The sequence below is a fragment of the Bacillus sp. ISL-35 genome (assembly GCF_018613355.1).
Lineage (GTDB): Bacteria > Bacillota > Bacilli > Bacillales > Cytobacillaceae > Mesobacillus.
Map to the genome: position 1 here is coordinate 1 of NZ_JAGGQK010000002.1, position 20,224 is coordinate 20,224.

The 20,224-nt window shown below is 43.0% G+C and carries 21 protein-coding genes; 12 read left to right on the top strand and 9 right to left on the bottom strand.

Features of this window, described 5'->3' with window-relative positions:
- Nucleotides 1–203 precede the first annotated feature (203 nt).
- The gene (locus tag J7E38_RS03265) at nt 204–2,033 is read right to left on the bottom strand and encodes a dihydroorotate dehydrogenase (protein ID WP_214709563.1); all 1,830 of its coding nucleotides are present in this window, start codon (nt 2,031–2,033) and stop codon (nt 204–206) included.
- Between the two features lie 218 nt (nt 2,034–2,251).
- Between J7E38_RS03265 and J7E38_RS03270 the strand changes: the two genes are divergently transcribed.
- Nucleotides 2,252–2,434, top strand: coding sequence for an H-type small acid-soluble spore protein (locus J7E38_RS03270; RefSeq protein WP_214709561.1), 183 nt, complete (start codon nt 2,252–2,254; stop codon nt 2,432–2,434).
- A 145-nt stretch (nt 2,435–2,579) separates the two neighbouring features.
- Entirely contained in the window at nt 2,580–2,963 is a 384-nt protein-coding gene (locus J7E38_RS03275) for a DUF302 domain-containing protein (protein WP_214709559.1), read from the top strand.
- A 71-nt stretch (nt 2,964–3,034) separates the two neighbouring features.
- On the opposite strand, the gene J7E38_RS03280 is transcribed toward J7E38_RS03275, so the two are convergent.
- A complete protein-coding gene (locus J7E38_RS03280; RefSeq protein ID WP_214709557.1) occupies nt 3,035–4,033 on the bottom strand; it encodes an inorganic phosphate transporter in 999 nt (332 codons plus the stop codon).
- 12 nt (nt 4,034–4,045) lie between these two features.
- Nucleotides 4,046–4,663, bottom strand: coding sequence for a DUF47 domain-containing protein (locus J7E38_RS03285; protein ID WP_214709555.1), 618 nt, complete (start codon nt 4,661–4,663; stop codon nt 4,046–4,048).
- A gap of 389 nt (nt 4,664–5,052) precedes the next feature.
- Between J7E38_RS03285 and J7E38_RS03290 the strand changes: the two genes are divergently transcribed.
- Together J7E38_RS03290 and J7E38_RS03295 are read left to right on the top strand one after the other, a co-directional pair.
- Entirely contained in the window at nt 5,053–5,880 is an 828-nt protein-coding gene (locus J7E38_RS03290; RefSeq protein WP_214709553.1) for an aldo/keto reductase, read from the top strand.
- 394 nt (nt 5,881–6,274) lie between these two features.
- Nucleotides 6,275–6,532, top strand: a complete 258-nt coding sequence (locus J7E38_RS03295; RefSeq protein ID WP_214709551.1) for a GlsB/YeaQ/YmgE family stress response membrane protein — start codon at nt 6,275–6,277, stop codon at nt 6,530–6,532.
- Between the two features lie 98 nt (nt 6,533–6,630).
- On the opposite strand, the gene J7E38_RS03300 is transcribed toward J7E38_RS03295, so the two are convergent.
- A complete protein-coding gene (locus tag J7E38_RS03300) occupies nt 6,631–7,551 on the bottom strand; it encodes an RluA family pseudouridine synthase (protein ID WP_214709549.1) in 921 nt (306 codons plus the stop codon).
- Nucleotides 7,552–7,723: 172 nt separating this feature from the next.
- On the opposite strand from J7E38_RS03300, the gene J7E38_RS03305 reads away from it, so the two are divergent.
- A complete protein-coding gene (locus J7E38_RS03305) occupies nt 7,724–8,122 on the top strand; it encodes a YhcU family protein (protein ID WP_214709547.1) in 399 nt (132 codons plus the stop codon).
- Between the two features lie 35 nt (nt 8,123–8,157).
- Here the strand turns inward: J7E38_RS03305 and J7E38_RS03310 are convergent, their stop codons facing one another.
- Together J7E38_RS03310 and J7E38_RS03315 are read right to left on the bottom strand one after the other, a co-directional pair.
- Nucleotides 8,158–8,628, bottom strand: coding sequence for a thioredoxin family protein (locus tag J7E38_RS03310; protein ID WP_214709545.1), 471 nt, complete (start codon nt 8,626–8,628; stop codon nt 8,158–8,160).
- A 1-nt stretch (nt 8,629) separates the two neighbouring features.
- Complete coding sequence (locus J7E38_RS03315; protein WP_214709543.1) at nt 8,630–9,067, bottom strand: disulfide oxidoreductase; 438 nt, start codon at nt 9,065–9,067, stop codon at nt 8,630–8,632.
- Between the two features lie 244 nt (nt 9,068–9,311).
- On the opposite strand from J7E38_RS03315, the gene J7E38_RS03320 reads away from it, so the two are divergent.
- The 4 genes from J7E38_RS03320 (at nt 9,312) to J7E38_RS03335 (ending at nt 15,633) form a co-directional block, all read left to right on the top strand.
- Complete coding sequence (locus J7E38_RS03320) at nt 9,312–10,850, top strand: bifunctional GNAT family N-acetyltransferase/carbon-nitrogen hydrolase family protein (RefSeq protein ID WP_214709541.1); 1,539 nt, start codon at nt 9,312–9,314, stop codon at nt 10,848–10,850.
- 949 nt (nt 10,851–11,799) lie between these two features.
- The gene (locus J7E38_RS03325) at nt 11,800–13,545 is read left to right on the top strand and encodes a phospho-sugar mutase (protein WP_214709540.1); all 1,746 of its coding nucleotides are present in this window, start codon (nt 11,800–11,802) and stop codon (nt 13,543–13,545) included.
- Between the two features lie 295 nt (nt 13,546–13,840).
- Nucleotides 13,841–14,959: a GAF domain-containing sensor histidine kinase gene (locus tag J7E38_RS03330; protein ID WP_214709538.1), complete on the top strand. Its 1,119-nt coding sequence runs from the start codon at nt 13,841–13,843 to the stop codon at nt 14,957–14,959.
- 14 nt (nt 14,960–14,973) lie between these two features.
- Nucleotides 14,974–15,633 (top strand): response regulator, encoded by a 660-nt coding sequence (locus J7E38_RS03335; protein WP_215038168.1) that lies wholly within the window; start codon nt 14,974–14,976, stop codon nt 15,631–15,633.
- Nucleotides 15,634–15,724: 91 nt separating this feature from the next.
- Here the strand turns inward: J7E38_RS03335 and J7E38_RS03340 are convergent, their stop codons facing one another.
- The gene (locus J7E38_RS03340; protein WP_214709536.1) at nt 15,725–15,979 is read right to left on the bottom strand and encodes a YhdB family protein; all 255 of its coding nucleotides are present in this window, start codon (nt 15,977–15,979) and stop codon (nt 15,725–15,727) included.
- A 173-nt stretch (nt 15,980–16,152) separates the two neighbouring features.
- Between J7E38_RS03340 and J7E38_RS03345 the strand changes: the two genes are divergently transcribed.
- From J7E38_RS03345 to J7E38_RS03355, 3 genes are all read left to right on the top strand, one after another.
- The gene (locus tag J7E38_RS03345) at nt 16,153–16,476 is read left to right on the top strand and encodes a DUF3889 domain-containing protein (protein WP_214709534.1); all 324 of its coding nucleotides are present in this window, start codon (nt 16,153–16,155) and stop codon (nt 16,474–16,476) included.
- 68 nt (nt 16,477–16,544) lie between these two features.
- A complete protein-coding gene (locus J7E38_RS03350; protein WP_214709532.1) occupies nt 16,545–17,957 on the top strand; it encodes a SpoVR family protein in 1,413 nt (470 codons plus the stop codon).
- A gap of 159 nt (nt 17,958–18,116) precedes the next feature.
- Nucleotides 18,117–19,052 (top strand): cation diffusion facilitator family transporter, encoded by a 936-nt coding sequence (locus tag J7E38_RS03355; RefSeq protein ID WP_214709530.1) that lies wholly within the window; start codon nt 18,117–18,119, stop codon nt 19,050–19,052.
- A 22-nt stretch (nt 19,053–19,074) separates the two neighbouring features.
- On the opposite strand, the gene J7E38_RS03360 is transcribed toward J7E38_RS03355, so the two are convergent.
- Both J7E38_RS03360 and J7E38_RS03365 read right to left on the bottom strand, forming a co-directional pair.
- Nucleotides 19,075–19,395, bottom strand: coding sequence for an ArsR/SmtB family transcription factor (locus J7E38_RS03360; protein WP_214709528.1), 321 nt, complete (start codon nt 19,393–19,395; stop codon nt 19,075–19,077).
- Between the two features lie 64 nt (nt 19,396–19,459).
- Nucleotides 19,460–20,140, bottom strand: coding sequence for a DUF421 domain-containing protein (locus J7E38_RS03365; RefSeq protein WP_214709526.1), 681 nt, complete (start codon nt 20,138–20,140; stop codon nt 19,460–19,462).
- Nucleotides 20,141–20,224 lie beyond the last annotated feature (84 nt).

Consider the following 20,224-nt stretch of genomic DNA (forward strand, 5'->3'; position numbering starts at 1 on the left):
GGTTTGGCGGGAAACGAAGAATAGCTGTCTGAAAGTAAGTCCAAGTAAGAATGTTCCTCGGTCCAAAGTAATATCTCATCTTGTTTAAATTCGAATCTTTCGCATAAGGGTCTTGTTCAGAAGAAATAAGGGAAATATTGAACAAATTAAAAAAGACTGCTGACAATCGGCTTTGTATGCAGTCTTGCATAGGTGCTAGTGGTTCACCTGGAATCCGACTTGAAAAAGTCCCTTGTCAGCCATAATCCGCCAAGGTAAAGGGCGAGTGCAAAATAGGCTGGCAGGAGATGGATGAAATCAAGGTAGCCGATATAAAAATGGGTGAGGATCCCTGCTGAAAAAGCTGGGATACCGCCAATCAGAAAAGTCCTCCATACCCAGGCAGAACCCTCGTGAAAACCCCATAGAGCCATTGTCAGCACCAATAACCCCACGCTGAAAAGTGCACTGCCGAATCCTGCACGGTCATGCGCGATTACCGGGATCAATTTTTCGTTCAGTGCATTTAGCTGATCTGGTGTCATGCAAATATATTGAAGATCGGTATCAACAAATACAGATGTCGCTCCGATAGAGGAAATGATAATTCCTCCCAGGACAAACGAGGAGCCGAGAATTACCAACAATAGCTGTCCAAATACTGCCTTTTTCCATGCGCGATGGTTGGTTCGGTTTTTGGAGGCTGGGGGCTCATTCGCACCGCGTGTCTTTCTGTAGCCAATTAGATAAACAGGAAGAAGGATCAGCCAAAACAATCCGTGGAGCCAGTCGAAGTAACCGAATCCGAGAAACAGCAGAATCCCGAGGAAGCCTGTGATTGCTCCGATGTTAAAAGCTTTCCTCGTCCAATGGATGCCGTGTCTGATGCCATGGCGGGCAAGCTGCATATAGATAAACCCGCCAGAAATCATCGTTCCCGCCAGGGTCATCCGGTCATGAGACATGAATTTATACAGGTTGGCGTTATAAGTAATCAATTCGAGCCTGCTCATTTGCATGAAAGCTTCATCATAAAAAAGGATTACCTTCGTCAGACTATAGAAAAGGATTAGGGAACCACCAAGCAAAATAAACAGTCCGAAAAACCAATACCATAACCATCCTGGTTGGATGTTTGCTTCTTCTTCACGGATATCAAGCATTGCTTCCTGGATTCTCTTTGGCAATCCAGGTCCTGATGCGATATAGCCCCCAGACAGAAAGACAAGTTCTGCTCCTGCCCTGAACAATTCAAGAGCATCAGCCGGTTCGACAACTCCCCCCGAAGTCACGACTGGTAAGGCAATTTCTTTTTTTATCATCGAGATTGCACCAGTCAGGCCGCTGATTTGCTGTAAAGGCAGGACCTGTTTGCCTGATGTCATGACACCGTGTTCCTCTACCATGATTCCATCTGCAAAGGCACTAGCTCCCTTAAGTTTCGGAAGGGTGGCCGCAACATCATAATGGCTGACTGCTATAAGAATCGGTCTGTTATCCAACACTGCTTTTATTTGTGACAGGTCTTCCGGGCTTTTGATGCTGTCAATTTCTATTACGAATGCATCCCCAACGTCTTTGAAATGGTTGGCAATTGTTTCAGGTTCCTCCAGTCGGATGAGGACTGGAACATTTATTTTCTTCTTTTTCAAAGTGTCAAGTGTGGCCGGGAGTCCAATCGTCTGTAGATTTTCCGGAAGGATAAGCGCATCTTCTGTCGGAGCAATTGATGCACCGACGTCGGGCTCCCGCGGTAATACCGAAACAGGGCCAACTTCGATTGCCCCAAAACCAAGCGATTGGAATGCTTGAGTTCCTGTTAAATTTGGGTCGATTTTGCCGCTTAATCCAACAGGGCTTTTAAAATCAAGTCCAAATAGGTTGCGTGACAATTTTCCTGAAGGACTCATATGGCCGAGAAACTCGATGAATGATTTTCCTCCAAAAACACTGGCGATTGTCGACATTCCCCGGTGGATGAATTCCCTGCCTGCATTTCCGGGGAGCCGTGATAGCCATGGTTTAAATAGCGGGTGATAGGACCAATCAGGCATAATGTCCTCCTGAATTTTAAAGTTTTCTTCTATTCTAACGTAAACTTGCTGCCCATTGGCGGATAGGCAAGGAATTTTTCTCAGCGCATTGGCCATAATTTCAAATTGACTAATACAACTTAGTTACAAGGGCTAGGCAAAGTTTCCTTGCATGTGCCGCATAAAAACTAAAGCTTCTAGCTAAAATAGTGGAGAAAATGGATTGTGGAGGTAGGAAAATGGATTTGAACCGGGTTAAGCAAATTTTATCGTCATCTGCAGAAATCGATGTTGTCTATAATGGTGCCTCTGTCTGGATTGATCATTTAAATGAAGATGGACGGACCGCGACTGTTCATCTGCGGGGACCACTGGAAGAGCGATCATCTGTGGAGATTTCCGAACTGCACGAAAGATCATGATGGAAATGGATTAATAAAAGTATTAACCGCCGGTATGCAAAAAAATGTACGGCGGTTTTTTACTATGGCACAATGTATATAATACCTATAGTGGTTTATCTGCTATCATTTAAAGGTATTTTAAAATCGAAAGGGGAGATGAAGTATGTTCCATCATACAATTGAAGTGGACAAGTCATTGAATGAAGCGGTAACGGCACTTGAAGCAAGCCTGAAAAATGAGAAGTTTGGCGTCCTCTGGTCGCTGAATATGAAGGAGACATTGGCTGGTAAAGGCGTAGAGCTAGACGGAGATTATATCATCCTTGAAGTATGCAATCCACATGAAGCAAAACGAGTTCTGGAGAAAAGTCCACTCGTGAGCTATTTCCTTCCATGTAAAATTGTTGTATATAAAGAAAATGGTGCAACCAAGGTGGGCCTGCCGAAGCCTACTGAGTTAATTAAGTTTGTTGAAAATGAAGACCTGCAAGCCATCGCGTCAGATATTGAGAAAAGGCTGATCGGCGCTATCGACAACATTAAATAATGACCTTTTCTATGGATAAAATGAGAAGCCCAAGGCAGATGCCTTGGGCTTCTCATCATCACAAAACCTAATTAAAAGATTGCGTTTAAGATAAAGTACGAGATAGCTGCTACAGTAGCAGAAATTGGCAGGGTAATAACCCATGTAATAATCATGCGCTGTGCTGTAGTCCATTTCACGCCCTTTACCCTATGTGCAGTTCCAACTCCAAGAATGGAAGATGAAATGACATGGGTTGTACTAACTGGCAAGTGGATATAAGTCGCTCCAAAAATAATCAGCGCACCGGTCAAATCAGCTGCTACGCCGTTCACCGGGCGGATTTTCATGATATTCCCGCCGACTGTCTTAATGATCTTCCAGCCACCGATTGAGGTACCAAGACCCATGGCTAGCGCACAGGAGAACTGGACCCATAGCGGGATATCATTTGTAGTCAGGTAGTTATTTGCAATCAAGGCCATTGTAATGATACCCATAGCCTTTTGAGCATCATTCGTTCCGTGTGTAAATGACTGCAATGCTGCTGTTGCAACCTGGAAATAGCGAAAGTTCCTATTCGTTTTTGCGAGATTGTTGTTTCTGAATACAACTTTAAAAATACTGTAAATAATAAATCCTATTCCAAAAGCAAGGAGCGGTGAAATGATCAACGCTTGAAGGATTTTAAGGAAGCCACTGTAATTTAACGCACTAAATCCTGATGCTGCAATCGCCGCACCAGCAATGGAACCGATGATTGCATGCGAAGAGCTGCTCGGAATCCCATAGTACCATGTCAACAGATTCCAGAAGATCGCGGCAATCAAAGCAGCCAAAATCACGATTGATCCATTTTCAAGAGTGAAAGGATCAACAATATCCTTTGTAATTGTTTTGGCTACACCAGTAAAGGTCATGGCGCCGACAAAGTTCATGATGGCAGCCAATAGAATTGCATGGCGAGGTTTAAGGGCTTTCGTTGATACGGAAGTGGCGATCGCATTTGCTGTATCGTGAAAACCATTGATAAAGTCAAAAGCAAGAGCCCCGATAACAATCAATACTGTTACTAAAAATACTACATCCATGTCTCAGGCTCCTTACGCGTTTTTCATGACGATGCTCTCAAGGGTGTTTGCAACATCCTGGCAGCTGTCTGCGATCTCTTCAAGACCTTCATATATTTCCTTGTACTGAATGATTCTGATTGGGTCTTTTTCGACCGAAAATAAGTGTTTAATGGACTGGCGAAGGATCCCATCACATTTTGATTCAAGATCTTTAATCCGGATAGCATGTTCTCTTATTTGTTTAAGTTTCTTTGTAGTTAATAACTGAACAGCTTGTTCAATCTCAAAGGAAGCGCTCTTGATGGCAGACACGAATTGCATCATGAACTCATCCGCTTTAGTGATTGAATACATGTCGAACAGGTTCGCACATTGTTCCATCCCATCAAGGACATCATCCATTGACATAGAAAGGGCAAGAATGTCTTCTCTTTCAATCGGAGTGATGAACGCATTGTTCAGTTCCATGATGACTTCATGGATGTAATTATCGCCTTTCGTCTCCATGTCCTTCATTTTTTCAGTGAAGATTTTTAAATCGCTGGCATTGTTGAGTTTATAATCAGCAAAATATTCACTGCTTTCTTTCAAATTTACGGAGATATCCGTAAGCAAAATAGCAAACTTGTCCTTTTTTCTGAAAACCATTATGGTCCCCCCACTGTTATCCAAATAAATTTTTTAGAGCGAAATTCATTTTAGCTTAAAGATGTCGAAATATGAAGATGTTTGCGTAAAAATTTACATAAATTTAATAAAACTCTTGTTTCGATTTTTACATTCTTAATAATGGATTAATATTGAATTCCTCTTTTAATCATCCCCTAAACAATTTTCAGAAGGAAAAGCCCATTTTTAAAAAATGAATATGTCCAGCTGTTTAGGACAATTTTTTGCCGGGAAATTAGAAATTGAGTGAAGATGAAAATTTCGGCCAATGAGCCGTTTATATAGATTTAGCGGCTGCTTTTCGGCAGCCGTTTTGATTTGTAATCATTTCCGCTGAAGGATAAAATGGATAAAAAAAGAGGGATTTCATGGCCAGTATTTTTGATAAAATCAAATTACATAATGGAGTGGAAATGCCTGTTCTGGGTCTTGGTGTATACAAAGTAGAGCAAGGGACACAAATTGAAGAAACGATTCATACAGCACTGGAATACGGCTACCGGCTGATTGATACGGCTTCTTTTTACCAGAATGAAGAAGGTGTCGGAAGAGCTATCCGGAACAGCAGCATCCCAAGAGAAGAATTGTTCATTACCACGAAGGTCTGGAATTCTGAACAGGGATATGACAATACGTTACGAGCATTCGATGAAAGCATGGAGAGGCTGGGCCTCGAGTATCTGGATTTGTATCTGGTACACTGGCCAGTCAAAGGAATGTATGTGGACACATGGCGTGCCCTCGAAAAACTTTATCAAGAGGGCAGGGTAAAGGCTATTGGTGTCAGCAATTTTAAAATCCATCATTTGCAGGATCTCCTAAGCCAATGTAAAGAAAGGCCAGTAATCAATCAGGTTGAACTTCATCCACTGCTGGCGCAGACGGAACTTCAGAATTTCTGCCGGCAAAATGACATTAGGGTGGAAGCATGGTCGCCATTATCCAGAGGAAGGTTTCTGGATGAACGTGTTTTGGGTAGCATCGCTGACCGCCATGGAAAGACTCCGGCTCAGGTCATTTTAAGGTGGCACCTGCAGCATGAAATTATTCCGATTCCAAAATCGGTCACGCCATCAAGGCTTAAAGAAAATGCCGACGTATTTGATTTCCAGCTTAGTCAACAAGAAATGGCGGAGATTGATGACCTCAATAAAGATCAGCGTTTTGGGGCTGATCCCGATCATATCGATTTTTAATATAAGCAAAAGACGGACTGAATTTTTATCAGTCCGTTTTTTATTTTTCAAAATGGATACACTAAAAACAGAGATAAAACCCGACGAAACGTTTTAAAAAAGGATTTTGGATATTGAAGGTTTTAAAACAATCTGAGGGTGGTAATGTAGGTGTACAAGCAGAAAACAACATGATTCAACATCTCAGATTGACTGCTTGTCTGCTGCAGAATCTCAGGTTTAACATCACTGTTAAAGAGGTAAGATAAAATTAGAGCAAGCTGGTAAGCTCCCGGGAAGCAATTTTCATCAGCACAGCCTAATTTTAGAAACACTGCAGTATGAAAAATAGGTGCATGAACACCTGGCACTACTACTTTACATTACATTCACATCATAAGGAGGAAGAACAATTATGTTAAGTTTTCTTTGGGCATTAATTATTGGTGGTATTATTGGATGGATTGCAGGACTAATCCTTGGAAGAGATATTCCAGGCGGAGTCATTGGTAACATCATCGCAGGTTTCGTAGGTGCTTGGATTGGACAAGCAATCCTGGGTGACTGGGGACCTGTAGTTGCTGACTTTGCGATTATTCCGGCCTTGATCGGTGCTATCGCACTAGTATTCATCGTCAGCCTTGTAATGAAGAGCATGCGCAGAGCTGACTAATAAAAGGTAAATGAGCCCTTCCGGATTCGGAAGGGCATTTTTGTGCGCAATTTCTGGTTGTTCGAGTGAGGTGTGGCATTCCATGTTCCACTAATATATCAAATTTCATTTGGATCAATATTAATAAAGATCGGTTCCTCGTCGATAAAAGGAGCATGGCATATTATTTTTTCCTGTGTAAACGGGTGAGTGAATTCCATCTTTGCTGCATGCAGCGCCTGCCGATAAAATGCGTCACTTCCGCCATACAGCTCGTCTCCGGCCAGCGGATGGCCAATGGAGCTAAAGTGGACACGGATTTGATGTGTCCGTCCAGTATCCAATGTACACTGGACGAGGGTAAGGTTTTTCTGTTTAAGTTTTTCCAAAACTTTAAAATGGGTAATCGCATGCTGGCCTGTCTCGGATACTCGTCTTCTTGTGGGGTGATGCCGGTCCCGCCCGATTGGTTTATCAATTGTTCCTTTTTTCTGCCTGATGATCCCATCTGCCAGTGCCAAATAGATTCTTTTGATGGAACGTTCCTCAAGCATCTTATCAAGGATGGCGGCAATGAGAGGATTTTTTGCAAAAAGGACAGCACCAGTCGTATCCCGGTCAAGTCTGTGAATATGGCGCGGCCGGTTGACCTCACCACTTGCCTGCATATGGAATGCAGCAGCATTAGCTAGGGTGCCCGTCTGACCGTCTTCGTTTGGATGGGTGTCCATTCCCGCTGGTTTATTGAAGACAATCAGGTGATCATCTTCATAAAGGACTTCTACATTCAAATATTGAGGTACGTAGCTCGATTCCTCCTCAGTGAAAAGCTTCACGCTAAGTCGTTCACTTTTACGAAGAGGAAGTGTCCAATCAGGCAACTGTCCATTCAGTAAGACGCCCTTTTCCATCCGGAAGGTATGGACCAGCTTTTTCGGTGCCTTCCAAAAGTCCTTGAAAAGAGTTTCGACTGTGTATTTTTCCCATTCTACGGGAACCGTGATTTCAAACCAGTTGCCTTTTTTGTTTGTCTGGATCATCATAATCTCCTTATTTGTGTGTGTAAGATAAAATTCCATTTCACCTTAGGTTTTGTCAACTTTTACCGCCTGCATGGGCATAATTACCACCCGGTTAATCGGAATGGATATGTTATTCTAGGAATATATATTACGATTAGATTACAAAGGGTTAAAAAAGGTGGGTCGATCATTGAAAATTGTTTATGCGTCTACGCCCGGACAAGAAGAAAAAGTGTTAGAGCTTGCGAATTATTTTTACTCTGATATTTTTCCATTATACTTCACGGATGAAGACATACATGAATTTGAAAGGCTGGAAGTGTTACATACAAGGCCGGAGCAGTTCGAGAGATTCAGTACACTCGGAGACGCTTTCCAGGTCATTACAAGTATGCAGACTTTGATCTCGATCCTGGAGTCTGGCCATATTCCTGAAAAATATCAGTCCATGTTTCGTAAAAATGTCCAGATCTTGACGGACTACGGAATTTGCTTCCCATTCAATTACAGTCAGTTCTCTGAATCAAAACATGTCCATCTAGAGTATATCAGTACCTATGCCAAAGCTGCCAACAGACTTTTGTTATAAGAAGAAAACGCCTGCGAATCCGCAGGCGTTTTTCGTTATTTCAGAGTGTTCTCATTGAACCAATCTTTAAAAGTGGCTTCTTCCTGATAGCCGACGATCCGGTTGACTTCTTTTCCATCCTTGTACTGGACAATGGTTGGAGTCGATTCGATTCCGTAGTCATTCCAGCCTTGTTCGAATTCAAGAAGGTTGTATTGTACTAGATCAACATCCATATCCTTTGCCAGTGGTGCGACCACTGGTGTTGTGCGAACGCAGTGAGGGCATGTTGGGCTGAAAAAATAAACCGTAACATTTTCTCCAGCTTCAAGCTTTTTATCGAGTTCATCAGGCAGGATGATGTTTTGATAGTTTGGATCATCCAGCTGTTTGACGGTTTCAGGATGTAGCGTGTCCTTTCCGTATGGATTGCCTTCAGATTTTTCCTCATTTTGCGCTTTACTGACAAAGAATAAAGCTGCGAACAATCCTATGATAATAACCAAAAAAATGATGACTTTTTTCAACTTAAGCTTCCTCCTTCGATTTCTTCCAAATAACCAGGCTTAAAGAAAAAATAATGATGAATGCGGTCAAAGCCAGGAATGGGATGGTGATAAAACCAAACCAGTTGATGTATTGGCCTGTACATGGAACCCTTCCGCAAGTTGCAGCATTATCGGCCATGAACGGCACTTTTTGCAATGAATAATGGTAAAGCGAAATCAGTCCCCCGACAGCAGCCATGATCATTGTATAAAAAGAAATCTTATAATCCTTCTTCACAACGGCTATCCCCAGTATCAAGGCAAAAGGATACATCATTATTCTCTGGTACCAGCATAGCAGGCATGGTTCATACTGGCGGATTTCCGAAAAATATAGGCTGCCGAACATCGCAATGATGGATGTAGCCCATGCAGTAAACAATAAGGTTTCCCTTGAATCTTTTTTCGGCTTTTGCAAGCTAATCTCCCCTAAGCTATGTAATCTCTATTCAAACATTCTCTATAAAAGAAACAACTATCCCTCATTACATCTTAAGGAAAGTAATAAAATATTTCAATTAACATTATGTGAAATAATTTTTCCCAATACATCAGGAGAAGCTACATATAGAGTATTATATTTTGCTGATTGCGGGTATAGGGATATGCTGGGGTGTTTTTTTACATAAATGCAAGACGATTAAGAAAGGGTGCATCAATATATGACTGAACTGGATTTGTCCAAATTTGAAAAAAGAATGATTATCCGTAATACGAAGCATGAGGATATTGATGAAATCATCAAAATGCAAAATAGCTGCTTTCCTGGAATGGACCCCTGGAAAAGGGATCAGCTGGAAAGTCATCTTGAAATTTTTCCTGAAGGCCAGTTCGTAGCAGAATACGACGGAAAGGTGGTCGGTTCGTGTTCCAGCCTGATCATCAACTTTGACGAATATGATGACCGCCACAGCTGGGATGACATCACAGATGAAGGGTATATCACCAACCATAATCCCGATGGCTACAATTTATATGGAATTGAAGTCATGACCCATCCTGAATTCAGAAGGATGAAGGTGGGGTACCGTCTGTATGAGGCGAGAAAAGACCTCGCCAGGCAGATGAACCTGAAGAGTATCATCATCGGCGGCCGAATCCCGAATTACCATCTGCATGCAGAAGAAATGTCACCTCGTGAATATGTCAGGCAGGTCGCATCGCATAAAATATATGATCCTGTACTCTCATTCCAGCTAAGGAATGACTTCATATTAATGAGGATCAATCCGAATTATTTGCCGGACGATCTTCAGTCAAACAAATATGCAACCTTGATGGAATGGAATAATGTCGACTACCATCCGAAATCGAAGCGCTTTTTCAAAACAAGCAACCCGGTCCGTATTTGCGTTGTCCAATATATGATGAGGCAAATTGAATCTTTTGAAGACTTTGCACACCAGGTTGAGTACTTTACCGATGTCGCTTCGGATGCCGGCTCAGATTTTGCAGTTTTTCCGGAACTCTTTACAACACAGCTCATGTCGTTCATGAATGAAAAATCACCGTCGCTCGCTGTCCGAAAGGTGGCCGAATACACGGAACAATATATTGAACTTTTTACAGACCTGGCTGTCCGCTACAATGTCAACATCATCGGCGGCTCCCATTTTGTAAAAGAAGAAGATGAAGAAATCTATAATATCTCCTATTTGTTCCGACGCGACGGCACAATCGACAAGCAGTATAAGCTCCATATTACGCCGAATGAACGAAGATGGTGGGGCATCAGCCGGGGCGATGAATTGAAGGTCTTCGATACAGACTGCGGCAAAATCGCCATCCAGATCTGTTATGATATCGAGTTTCCTGAGCTGGCAAGAATCGCTACCGATATGGGGGCGAAAATCATCTTCACTCCATTTTGTACCGAAGATCGCCAGGGATACCTTCGTGTTCGTTACTGTGCCCAGGCAAGAGCGGTCGAAAATCAGGTATACACAGTCATCTCGGGAACAGTCGGGAACCTGCCGCAAACAGAAAACATGGATATCCAGTATGCCCAGTCCGGGATCTTTGCGCCATCGGATTTTGAATTTGCTAGGGACGGGATTGTCGGCGAAACGAACCCGAACATCGAAATGGTGATGATTGGCGACGTCGATCTCGAAATCCTCCGCCGCCAGCGCCAGGACGGAACAGTAAGGCAGCTGAAAGACCGCAGGCACGATATTTACCGGATTCAGTATAAAAAGTAAAATGGCTGCAACACCTGGGGAAAATGTACAAAATTCTTCAGGTGTTTTTCAGTGGTATTGGAATTGATTGAAGCCGTTAAATGGCATTCATTTTTGATTGGAGATTTACCCGTAGAAACATTATCAAAAGGGTGACCAATGGATGCTGTTGGTGCCGTAAAACCCAGGAAGGTGAAAAAAAGGACACCAATAGGCCTTCTTGGTGTCCAAAAAACCCAGAAACAAGAAAAACAGGTCACTAATTAAAGCGTATTGGAACCTTTAAATTACAATAACTGGATAATTATGTCACCAATAAAGCGTTTGGAACACAGAAAACCCAGATATTGGATAATTTTGTCGCCAATAAGCAATATTGGAGCACTTAAATCCCAAAAACTGGAGAAATGTGTTACCAATAAAGCGTATTGGAACATCGAAAACCTAAAAACTGGATTATCGTGCCACCAATAAGCCATCTTGGAACACTTAAATTCCAGAAACAGGAAAAGTGTGTCACCAATAAAGCATATTGGAACCTCTAAAACCCAGATACTGGATAATTTTGTCACCAATAAGCAATATTGGAACACTTGAAACCCATATACTGGATAACCGTGTCACCAATAAGCAATATTGGAACACTTAAAACCCATATACTGGATAATCGTGTCACCAATAAGCCATATTGAAGCACTTAAACCCCAGAAACTGGAGAAGTGTGATACCAATAAGCCGTCTTGGAGCACTTTAAACCCAGACAGAGGAAAAATGTGTCGCCAATAAGCCATCTTGGTGCCACGAAATCCCAGAAACCAGAAAAAAGGCTCACCAATATGTCCTGTGGATTCCTAAATCACTGAAAATAAATCAAAAACTTAACAAGTTAGCATAAAAGTTATCAAACATGCTCTATCTTGTTTTATAATTAGCTGTAAGATTCAAATCTTATTTTTCGGGAGGTCATTCGATGGATTGGAAGATGAATGCTGACAAGTGGCTTGGTTTTGCTGGATTGGATCCAGAGCTTAAAGCCGAACTTGATTCATTTAAGGAAAACGAGAAGCATTTAGAGGAAGTATTTTATAAGAATCTTGAGTTTGGGACTGGCGGTATGCGTGGGGAAATTGGCGCTGGGACCAATCGTATGAACATATACACTGTGCGCAAAGCGTCGGCTGGACTGGCGGCATACATAGAAGAACATGGGGCTGAGGCGAAGCAGCGCGGTGTAGTGATCGCCTATGATTCCCGCCATAAATCACCGGAATTCGCGATGGAAGCGGCAAAGACTTTAGCTACGCGCGGGATCCAGACATATGTTTTTGAAGAGTTGAGACCGACTCCGGAGTTGTCTTTCGCAGTACGATACCTGCATGCGTACGCAGGAATAGTCGTTACAGCTAGCCATAATCCGCCTGAATACAATGGGTATAAGGTATATGGTCCGGACGGTGGGCAGCTGCCGCCGGAAGGTGCTGACGAAGTCATTGCCAAAGTGAATGAAATTGAAAATGAATTGTCAATCGAAGTTATGGACGAGCAGGAGCTTAAAGATAAGGGCCTGATCAAGATGATTGGACCTGAAGTGGACCGCGCTTATCTCGAGAAGCTGATGACGATTTCCGAAAATCCTACATTATCGGATGAAGCCAATGTGAAAGTGGTCTTCACCCCATTGCACGGCACTGCCAATATGCCTGTGCGGAATATACTGACGAACCTGAAGTACCAGAATGTTGTAGTGGTGAAGGAGCAGGAGCTTCCAGACCCTGAATTTTCGACAGTGAAAAGCCCGAATCCTGAAGAACATGCTGCATTTGAACTAGCAATCCGAGAAGGAAAGAAAATCGGTGCAGATGTGCTGATCGCAACAGACCCAGATGCGGATCGTCTTGGAATCGCCGTTAAAGATGCTGACGGAGAGTACACTGTGCTGACAGGGAATCAGACAGGAGCCCTGCTGCTGCACTATATTCTTACACAGAAAAAAGAAAAAGGTACGCTCCAGGCCAATGGAATCGTGTTAAAAACAATCGTGACTTCCGAACTTGGGCGCAAAATCGCTTCGTCTTTCGGACTTGAAACCATCGATGTCCTGACAGGCTTCAAGTTCATTGCGGAAAAAATAAAGCAATATGAAGAGACGGGAGAGTATAAATTCCTGTTCGGTTATGAAGAAAGCTACGGATATCTGATCGGTGACTTTGCCCGCGATAAAGATGCCGTCCAGGCTGCCATGCTGGCCGTTGAAGTGTGCGCATATTATAAAAAGAAGGACATGTCTTTGTACGAAGCGCTTCTTAGTGTATTTGAGGAGTATGGTTTCTATCAGGAAGGGCTGCGTTCCCTGACGTTAAAAGGAAAAGAAGGAGCCGAGCTAATCCAGAAAACACTTGGAGTCTTCCGTCAGGAGCCGCTCAAGAATCTGGGTGGATTGAAAGTAACTGCAGTGGAAGATTATTTAACAGGTGTAAGAGTGAATGAAAACAACGAGGAAGAAAAGATCCAGCTTCCTTCTTCAAACGTCATCAAATACTATCTTGAGGATGGCACATGGATGTGCCTTCGCCCATCTGGAACTGAGCCGAAAATCAAGTTTTATTTTGGTGTGAATGACAAGAGTCTTGCTGAAAGCAAGCAGAAGCTCCAAAAAATCGAACAGAATTTCATGCAGGTTGTGGAAGAGAAAATGGAAGCAGCAAAGAACCTGTAAAAAACAAATAAATTTAGCTGAGGGTTACAGGGCCTACCTAAAAACAAGACTGGCTTAAGTGGAGGACATGCCAATGCTGTCGTCTATATGGCATCAGCACCGAAGCATATGCTGATCGATGAAATTGTCATCCATCCGCTGGTACAGAATTATCCGAAGTAAATTCAATCCGAAGAGAGTCAGTCTCTCTTCGGATTTTTTGCTTTTACGACTTTTGTCTGAGAGAGGTTCAGACTTTTTTAGAAAGCGGAATTTTCCGAATAAAGATATAATAGGGAGAAACGGGGGGATTTGTATGGCAGAAAATAAAGCTGATTCCAATGTCAGCATTCTGAAGGAAATAGCAGAATTACTGAATGAGGGGACAGAACTTAATCGTGTCCTGGCGGAGGTTTTAAGAAGGCTTTTACATATTACCGGCTTGGAGACAGGCTGGATTTTTCTGATTGATGGCGAGGGTGAATATCAGCTGGCTGCAAAGTCCAAACTGCCTCCTGCATTATCCCAGAATGAGTTCGCGCCAATGTGCGAGGGCGGCTGCTGGTGTGTGGACCGCTATAATGATGGCAGATTGAATAAAGCAACAAATATATTTGAATGTAAAAGACTTGAGGATGCGATTAATAATAAAACAGGTGATACAAATGGATTGACGCATCATGCGACGGTTCCATTGCGGGCCGGGGATGAGAAGTTCGGGGTCATGAATGTCGGCTCTCCTCATAAAATACATTTTGAACAAGAAGAGCTTGCCTTGCTTGAAGCTGTCGCATTTCAAATCGGTACTGCCATAAAAAGAATAAAACTTGCCCAGCAAGAGCAGGAACTTGCACTGGCAGCAGAGCGAAACCGGCTGGCAAGGGACCTTCATGATTCAGTGAACCAGCTTCTTTTTTCCTTAAGCCTGACGGCAAGGGCTGGCATTGAAATGGCGGGAACCTCCGAACTGAAAGAAACTTTCTCATACATACAGCACCTGGCTCAGGAAGCTCAGGGGGAGATGAGGGCGCTGATCTGGCAATTGCGCCCCCGCGGTCTTGAGAACGGAATCATTTGCGCGCTAGCCGGTTATGCAGAAATGCTGGATTTAAATCTGGACACTAAGGTATCAGGGATTGCAAGCCTGCCAGGTAAAGTAGAAGAAACACTTTGGCGAATTGGTCAGGAAGGTTTGGCCAACTGCAAAAAGCATGCCGGGACAAATAAAGTTGAATTGTTGCTTACCACGACAAGTGAACTGGTAGAAATGAGGATCAAGGATGATGGCTGCGGTTTTAATTTTGATCCGGAAAAAGAGCTGCCGTCACTTGGGTTGAAAAGTATGCAAACCCGTGCTTCTTCACTTGGAGGCCTGGTTGAAATCAAAAGTAACCATGGAAAAGGAACATCGGTTATTATAAGGATTCCTATTTAAAGGAGGAACAGGGGATGGCAATTAAAGTACTGATTGCTGATGACCATCATGTCGTCAGGAGAGGCTTGGCATTCTTCCTCAGGACGCAAGAACATCTTGAAATCGTTGGGGAAGCAGGTAATGGGAAGGAAGCAGTTAAGCTTGCAGAAAAGCTGAATCCAGATATTATCCTAATGGATTTAATCATGCCGGAAATGAACGGTATTGAGGCAACAAAAGTCATTAAAGCAAAAAATCCTGATATTAAGATCATGATGCTGACAAGTTATTCCGACCAGGAGCACGTCATACCTGCGATTGAGGCTGGAGCCTCTGGATATCAGCTAAAAGATATTCAGCCGGATGAACTCGTCAGGTCGATCATCAGGATGGTGGAAGGCGAAAACCAGCTTCATCCAAAAGCAACCTCACTCGTTTTAAAGCATCTTTCCGGGAACAACCGAGCTGTTAGAAGACCGCTTGATGAGCTGACCAAACGGGAGCTTGAAGTGCTGAAGGAAATTGCCAGCGGAAAAAGCAACAAAGAAATCGCAGCTGCCTTATTTATTACAGAAAAGACCGTCAAGACCCATGTATCCAACGTCCTGGCAAAATTGGAACTGGCAGACCGTACCCAGGCGGCTTTGTATGCAGTCCGGAATCGCCTTGTGGACCAGGAACCTCCTTCGGCCTAGCAGAAAATTCCTGAGGGATAGCAGCATAAAAAAGAACAAACACGGCACCTTAATATAGGTGGCCGTGTTATTTTTTGGTGGAATTCTCAGTTTAAATCGAGCCGGTTACAGCGGTTTCCAGGCAGTCGTCGCCGGCGGCTTCATTTGCGTGGTCGATGTATCTTAGCAGTGAATACAGGTTTCTTTCAATGACAGTATAATCTTTTTCAAAATTGTAAGCGTGGAGAAAATGTTCAATTTTCTTAGCCAGGAATTGATCCTCGGTCCTGACCATCAGGATGAGCAGGTTATCCCATTGTGACCGATGCGTGTAATATAGTGCGCGGTCATAATCCGTTTTGTTCATTGTCAATCCTCCTTATGAGGAGTTGATAATATTATATGGATTTGTGTGCGGAACTTCCTCAGAAAATGTTGGACGCCTTTGTTTACAGGGGTTTTTAATATTTACCTGTATATTCGGCCATTACATGAACCATGGGTGACTTGAAGAAAATAGCAACGAAAAGGGGCGTTCTTATGAAAAAGTTTCTTTTATCAATCGCGGTGACCATGCTTTTTTCAACCGGATTCTTAAGTATCGATAGCAAGGCGCAAAGGCCTGATTATGAAAAGTATGGCCGGATCGCTACCGCCGTGATCAAAGAAGATTTTCCCGGTGAGGAGGTCCAGGATTATAAGTATATGGGCCGAAAGCAAATTGATGATCGCCAGGTGCTGGACTCCTTCCAGTACAGAGTCAATGTAAACGGAAAACCTGTTTATATGACAGTGCAAATCACACATGATGTAAAAAATAACCGATTAGTAAGCCTTAGCGTAACTGAACAGCAACAGCAGTAAAGTTTTTAACCTGTTCATCTTTCTCCTTTTTTTCTCATACATTGTTGTATGAGGTGAAAGGGGGAGAGATGGTGTCGGAAGAACAGAAGTCTCTAGAATATGCCATTTCTGAAATTACTGAAATTGCGAAGGGATTTGGGCTGGATTTTTATCCGATGCGATATGAAATTTGTCCTGCCGAAATCATCTATACATTTGGGGCATACGGAATGCCAACGAGATTTTCGCATTGGAGCTTCGGAAAACAATTCCATAAAATGAAGCTACATTATGATTTGGGTCTATCCAAGATTTATGAATTGGTGATCAATTCAAATCCTTGTTATGCTTTCCTGCTCGATTCGAATTCGCTGATCCAGAACAAATTAATTGTTGCCCACGTACTCGCTCATTGCGATTTTTTCAAAAATAATGTCCGTTTCCAGAATACGAAAAGGGATATGGTTGAAAGCATGGCAGCAACTGCGGAAAGGATCCGCAAATATGAAATCGAGCATGGAAAACAAGCAGTTGAGTCATTTCTCGATGCTGTATTGGCGATTGAAGAGCATATCGATCCTTCCTTAATGAGGCCAAAGCTAGCATGGTCCATCGAAGATGATGACGGGGATGATGAGCCAGTAACAGCAGCCAGTCCTTATGATGATCTTTGGAACCTTGATGAAAAAAATGCACAGCCGAAAGAACAAAACAAGAAAAAGAAATTCCCGCCGAGGCCGGAGAAAGATCTTCTCTTGTTCATCGAAAGCTACAGCCGGGAGTTGGATGATTGGCAAAGGGATATCCTGACGATGATGCGTGAGGAAATGCTCTATTTTTGGCCGCAGCTGGAGACGAAAATCATGAACGAAGGATGGGCATCTTACTGGCATCAACGCATCCTCCGAGAGATGGACCTTACCAGCGGGGAGTCAATTGAGTTCGCCAAATTGAATGCCGGTGTTGTCCAGCCATCGAAGACAGGAATCAACCCCTATTATCTTGGTATTAAAATGTTTGAAGATATAGAAGAGCGGTATGATAATCCGACTGAGGAAATGAAACGCCGAGGTGTCAAACCAGGTTCAGGAAGGGAAAAAATGTTCGAAGTCCGCGAGATTGAATCAGATATCTCATTTTTACGCAATTACCTGACAAAGGATCTGGTCATGCGAGAGGATATGTATCTTTTCCAAAAACAAGGACGGGAATATAAAGTCGTGGACAAAGCCTGGGAGCAGGTCCGTGACCAGCTTGTAAGCATGAGAGTCAATGGCGGGTTTCCTTATCTTACTGTGACAGATGGTGATTACCTTAAAAACGGTGAGCTATATATAACACATGGCTTCGAAGGGATAGAACTGGATATTAAATACCTTGAAAAAGTCCTGCCGTATATCCATCAGCTATGGGGCAGGAAGTGCCATATCGAAACGATTGTCGAAGGCAGGGCCATGCTTTATACGTATGATGGAAAAGGAGTCCACCGCAAATATTTATAAGTCCAGAACCAAACCGCTGATTACTGGCGGTTTTTTTATGTGTGAAAAACATAATAATAAGGTAAATAAAATAGACAAGCTTATTGTTGAACCATTTTCACATTTGAGTCATAATAATATATATGAGCATATATTCATATATAAAGGGAGGGCTGACAAATGGGCCATAATCATTCACACGGCCACAGCCACAGCCACAGCCACAGTCATGGCCATAGTCATACAAACAATAAAAAAGCATTATTCTGGTCGTTCCTTTTAATCTCAGCTTTCATGATTGTCGAGGTAATCGGAGGCATCCTTACAAACAGTCTGGCACTTCTTTCGGATGCCGGGCATATGCTTTCTGATGCGGCTGCACTTGGGTTGAGTTTATTTGCGATGAAGCTTGGTGAAAAGAAAGCTACTCACACAAAGACGTATGGATTCAAACGTTTTGAAATTATCGCTGCTGCTCTCAATGGTCTGACATTGATCATTATCTCGATTTATATATTTGTCGAAGCGTACCATCGCCTGGCCAATCCTCCTGAAGTGCAGAGTCTTGGAATGCTGACCATTTCAGTTATCGGTTTACTGGTCAATATAGTCGCGGCATGGATTTTAATGCGGGGTGACAAAGATGAGAACTTGAACGTCAGGAGTGCATTTCTCCATGTAATAGGTGACATGCTGGGCTCGGTTGGCGCAATCGTTGCTGCATTGCTTATTTACTTTTTTGGCTGGGGACTTGCGGATCCAATCGCGAGTGTCGCAGTGGCGATCTTGATCATTATCAGTGGCTTGAGGGTTACAAAGGATAGCTTCCATGTCTTGATGGAAGGTACTCCGGAGCAAATTAAATTAGAAGAAGTGAAAGAGGAAATATTGAAGATTCCACAAGTTAGAGATGTACACGATGTTCATGTTTGGTCAATCACATCAGGGGTTTTCATGCTTAGCGGCCATATTGCGGTCGAAGGAGAAGGAGCACATGACCGTGTCCTCAGGGCGGCGCAGACACTGCTGCATGACCGGTTTGGCATCGACCACAGCACGCTCCAGGTCGAAGCGGAGGAACACGGCTGCCCGTGTGCACATGGGCCGTGTAATTAAAAACATGCCAGCCAATTCAGATTCACTGATGGCTGGCATGTTCTATGCTTTGTCGCAGCAGGTCGATGACATGTTCATCGTCATGAGTGTAATAAAGGGTTGTACCCTCTCTCCTGAATGTAACGAGCCTGAGGTTTTTTAAAAAACGCAATTGATGTGAAACAGTGGATTGCAGCAATGACAGTTTTTCGGCAATTTCATTGACTGAATGTTCTCCCTGAAACAGCAGGTGAAGAATCCTCAGACGAGTCGGATCAGATAAGGCCTTGAAGGTTTGCGACACCATGAACAAGGTTTCCTCATCCAGTTCAGCCGTTTCATTTTTCTTTTCTTTCAATATCATCAGCCTCCCACCTTCATTATAACGCATTAAAACCATGGTGGAATCATGGCCAATAAAATCTGAGCTAGCTTTTCTGCTGGATATAGAATCCATCAGACTCGGACCATTCAGCGAAATAGACCTCATCCAGCTGTTGTATTCCTTCCTCATTCAGTTTTTGATTTAGCCATTTCTCGTCCTTGCCAATATTTTTTAGGCCATTCTTTACTGGCTTTCCTTCATCAACGACCGTTTCAGCGATATCTGATCTAGGAGCGTGTACATCAAGTCCTGCATATGTCGGGGTTTGTGCTTTTGGTTTTAACAGTACGCTGATGTTTCCACTTGTTTCGAGTATGACATCCTTCACATCATTCATGGAAAAAACACCTTTAAGCCGTAATAGAGATTTTAATTGCTCCATTTCAAGCTCAGCCTTATTCAGGTTTTCAATCTGTATTTCCCCATTTTTGACAAGTGGTTCTGCCTGTCCTTTCAGGATTGGCCGCAGTTTATCAGATTTCTGGGTTGTTTTTTCTACAATGAAAATCAAAAGTCCCCAGACAGCAATCCCGAATAGCATTTCCCAAATCGTAGAAGACGACTTTTCAAACAAGTTTTCCTCGACCAATCCGCCTAAAACGACCGCATAGACAAAATCGAAAGGGGTGACCTGAGACATCTCCTTTTTGCCAAGAAGCCTTGTAACAATAATAAGTGCAGCAAGCCCGATGACCAGCTTTAGCGCAATCATAATATAAATCATATATTCCACCCTCCTATCTAAGGATGCATAACTATTCCCATTCGCGAGGAATGATAAAACAGGCAGAAAGTGGATAGGGTTGAG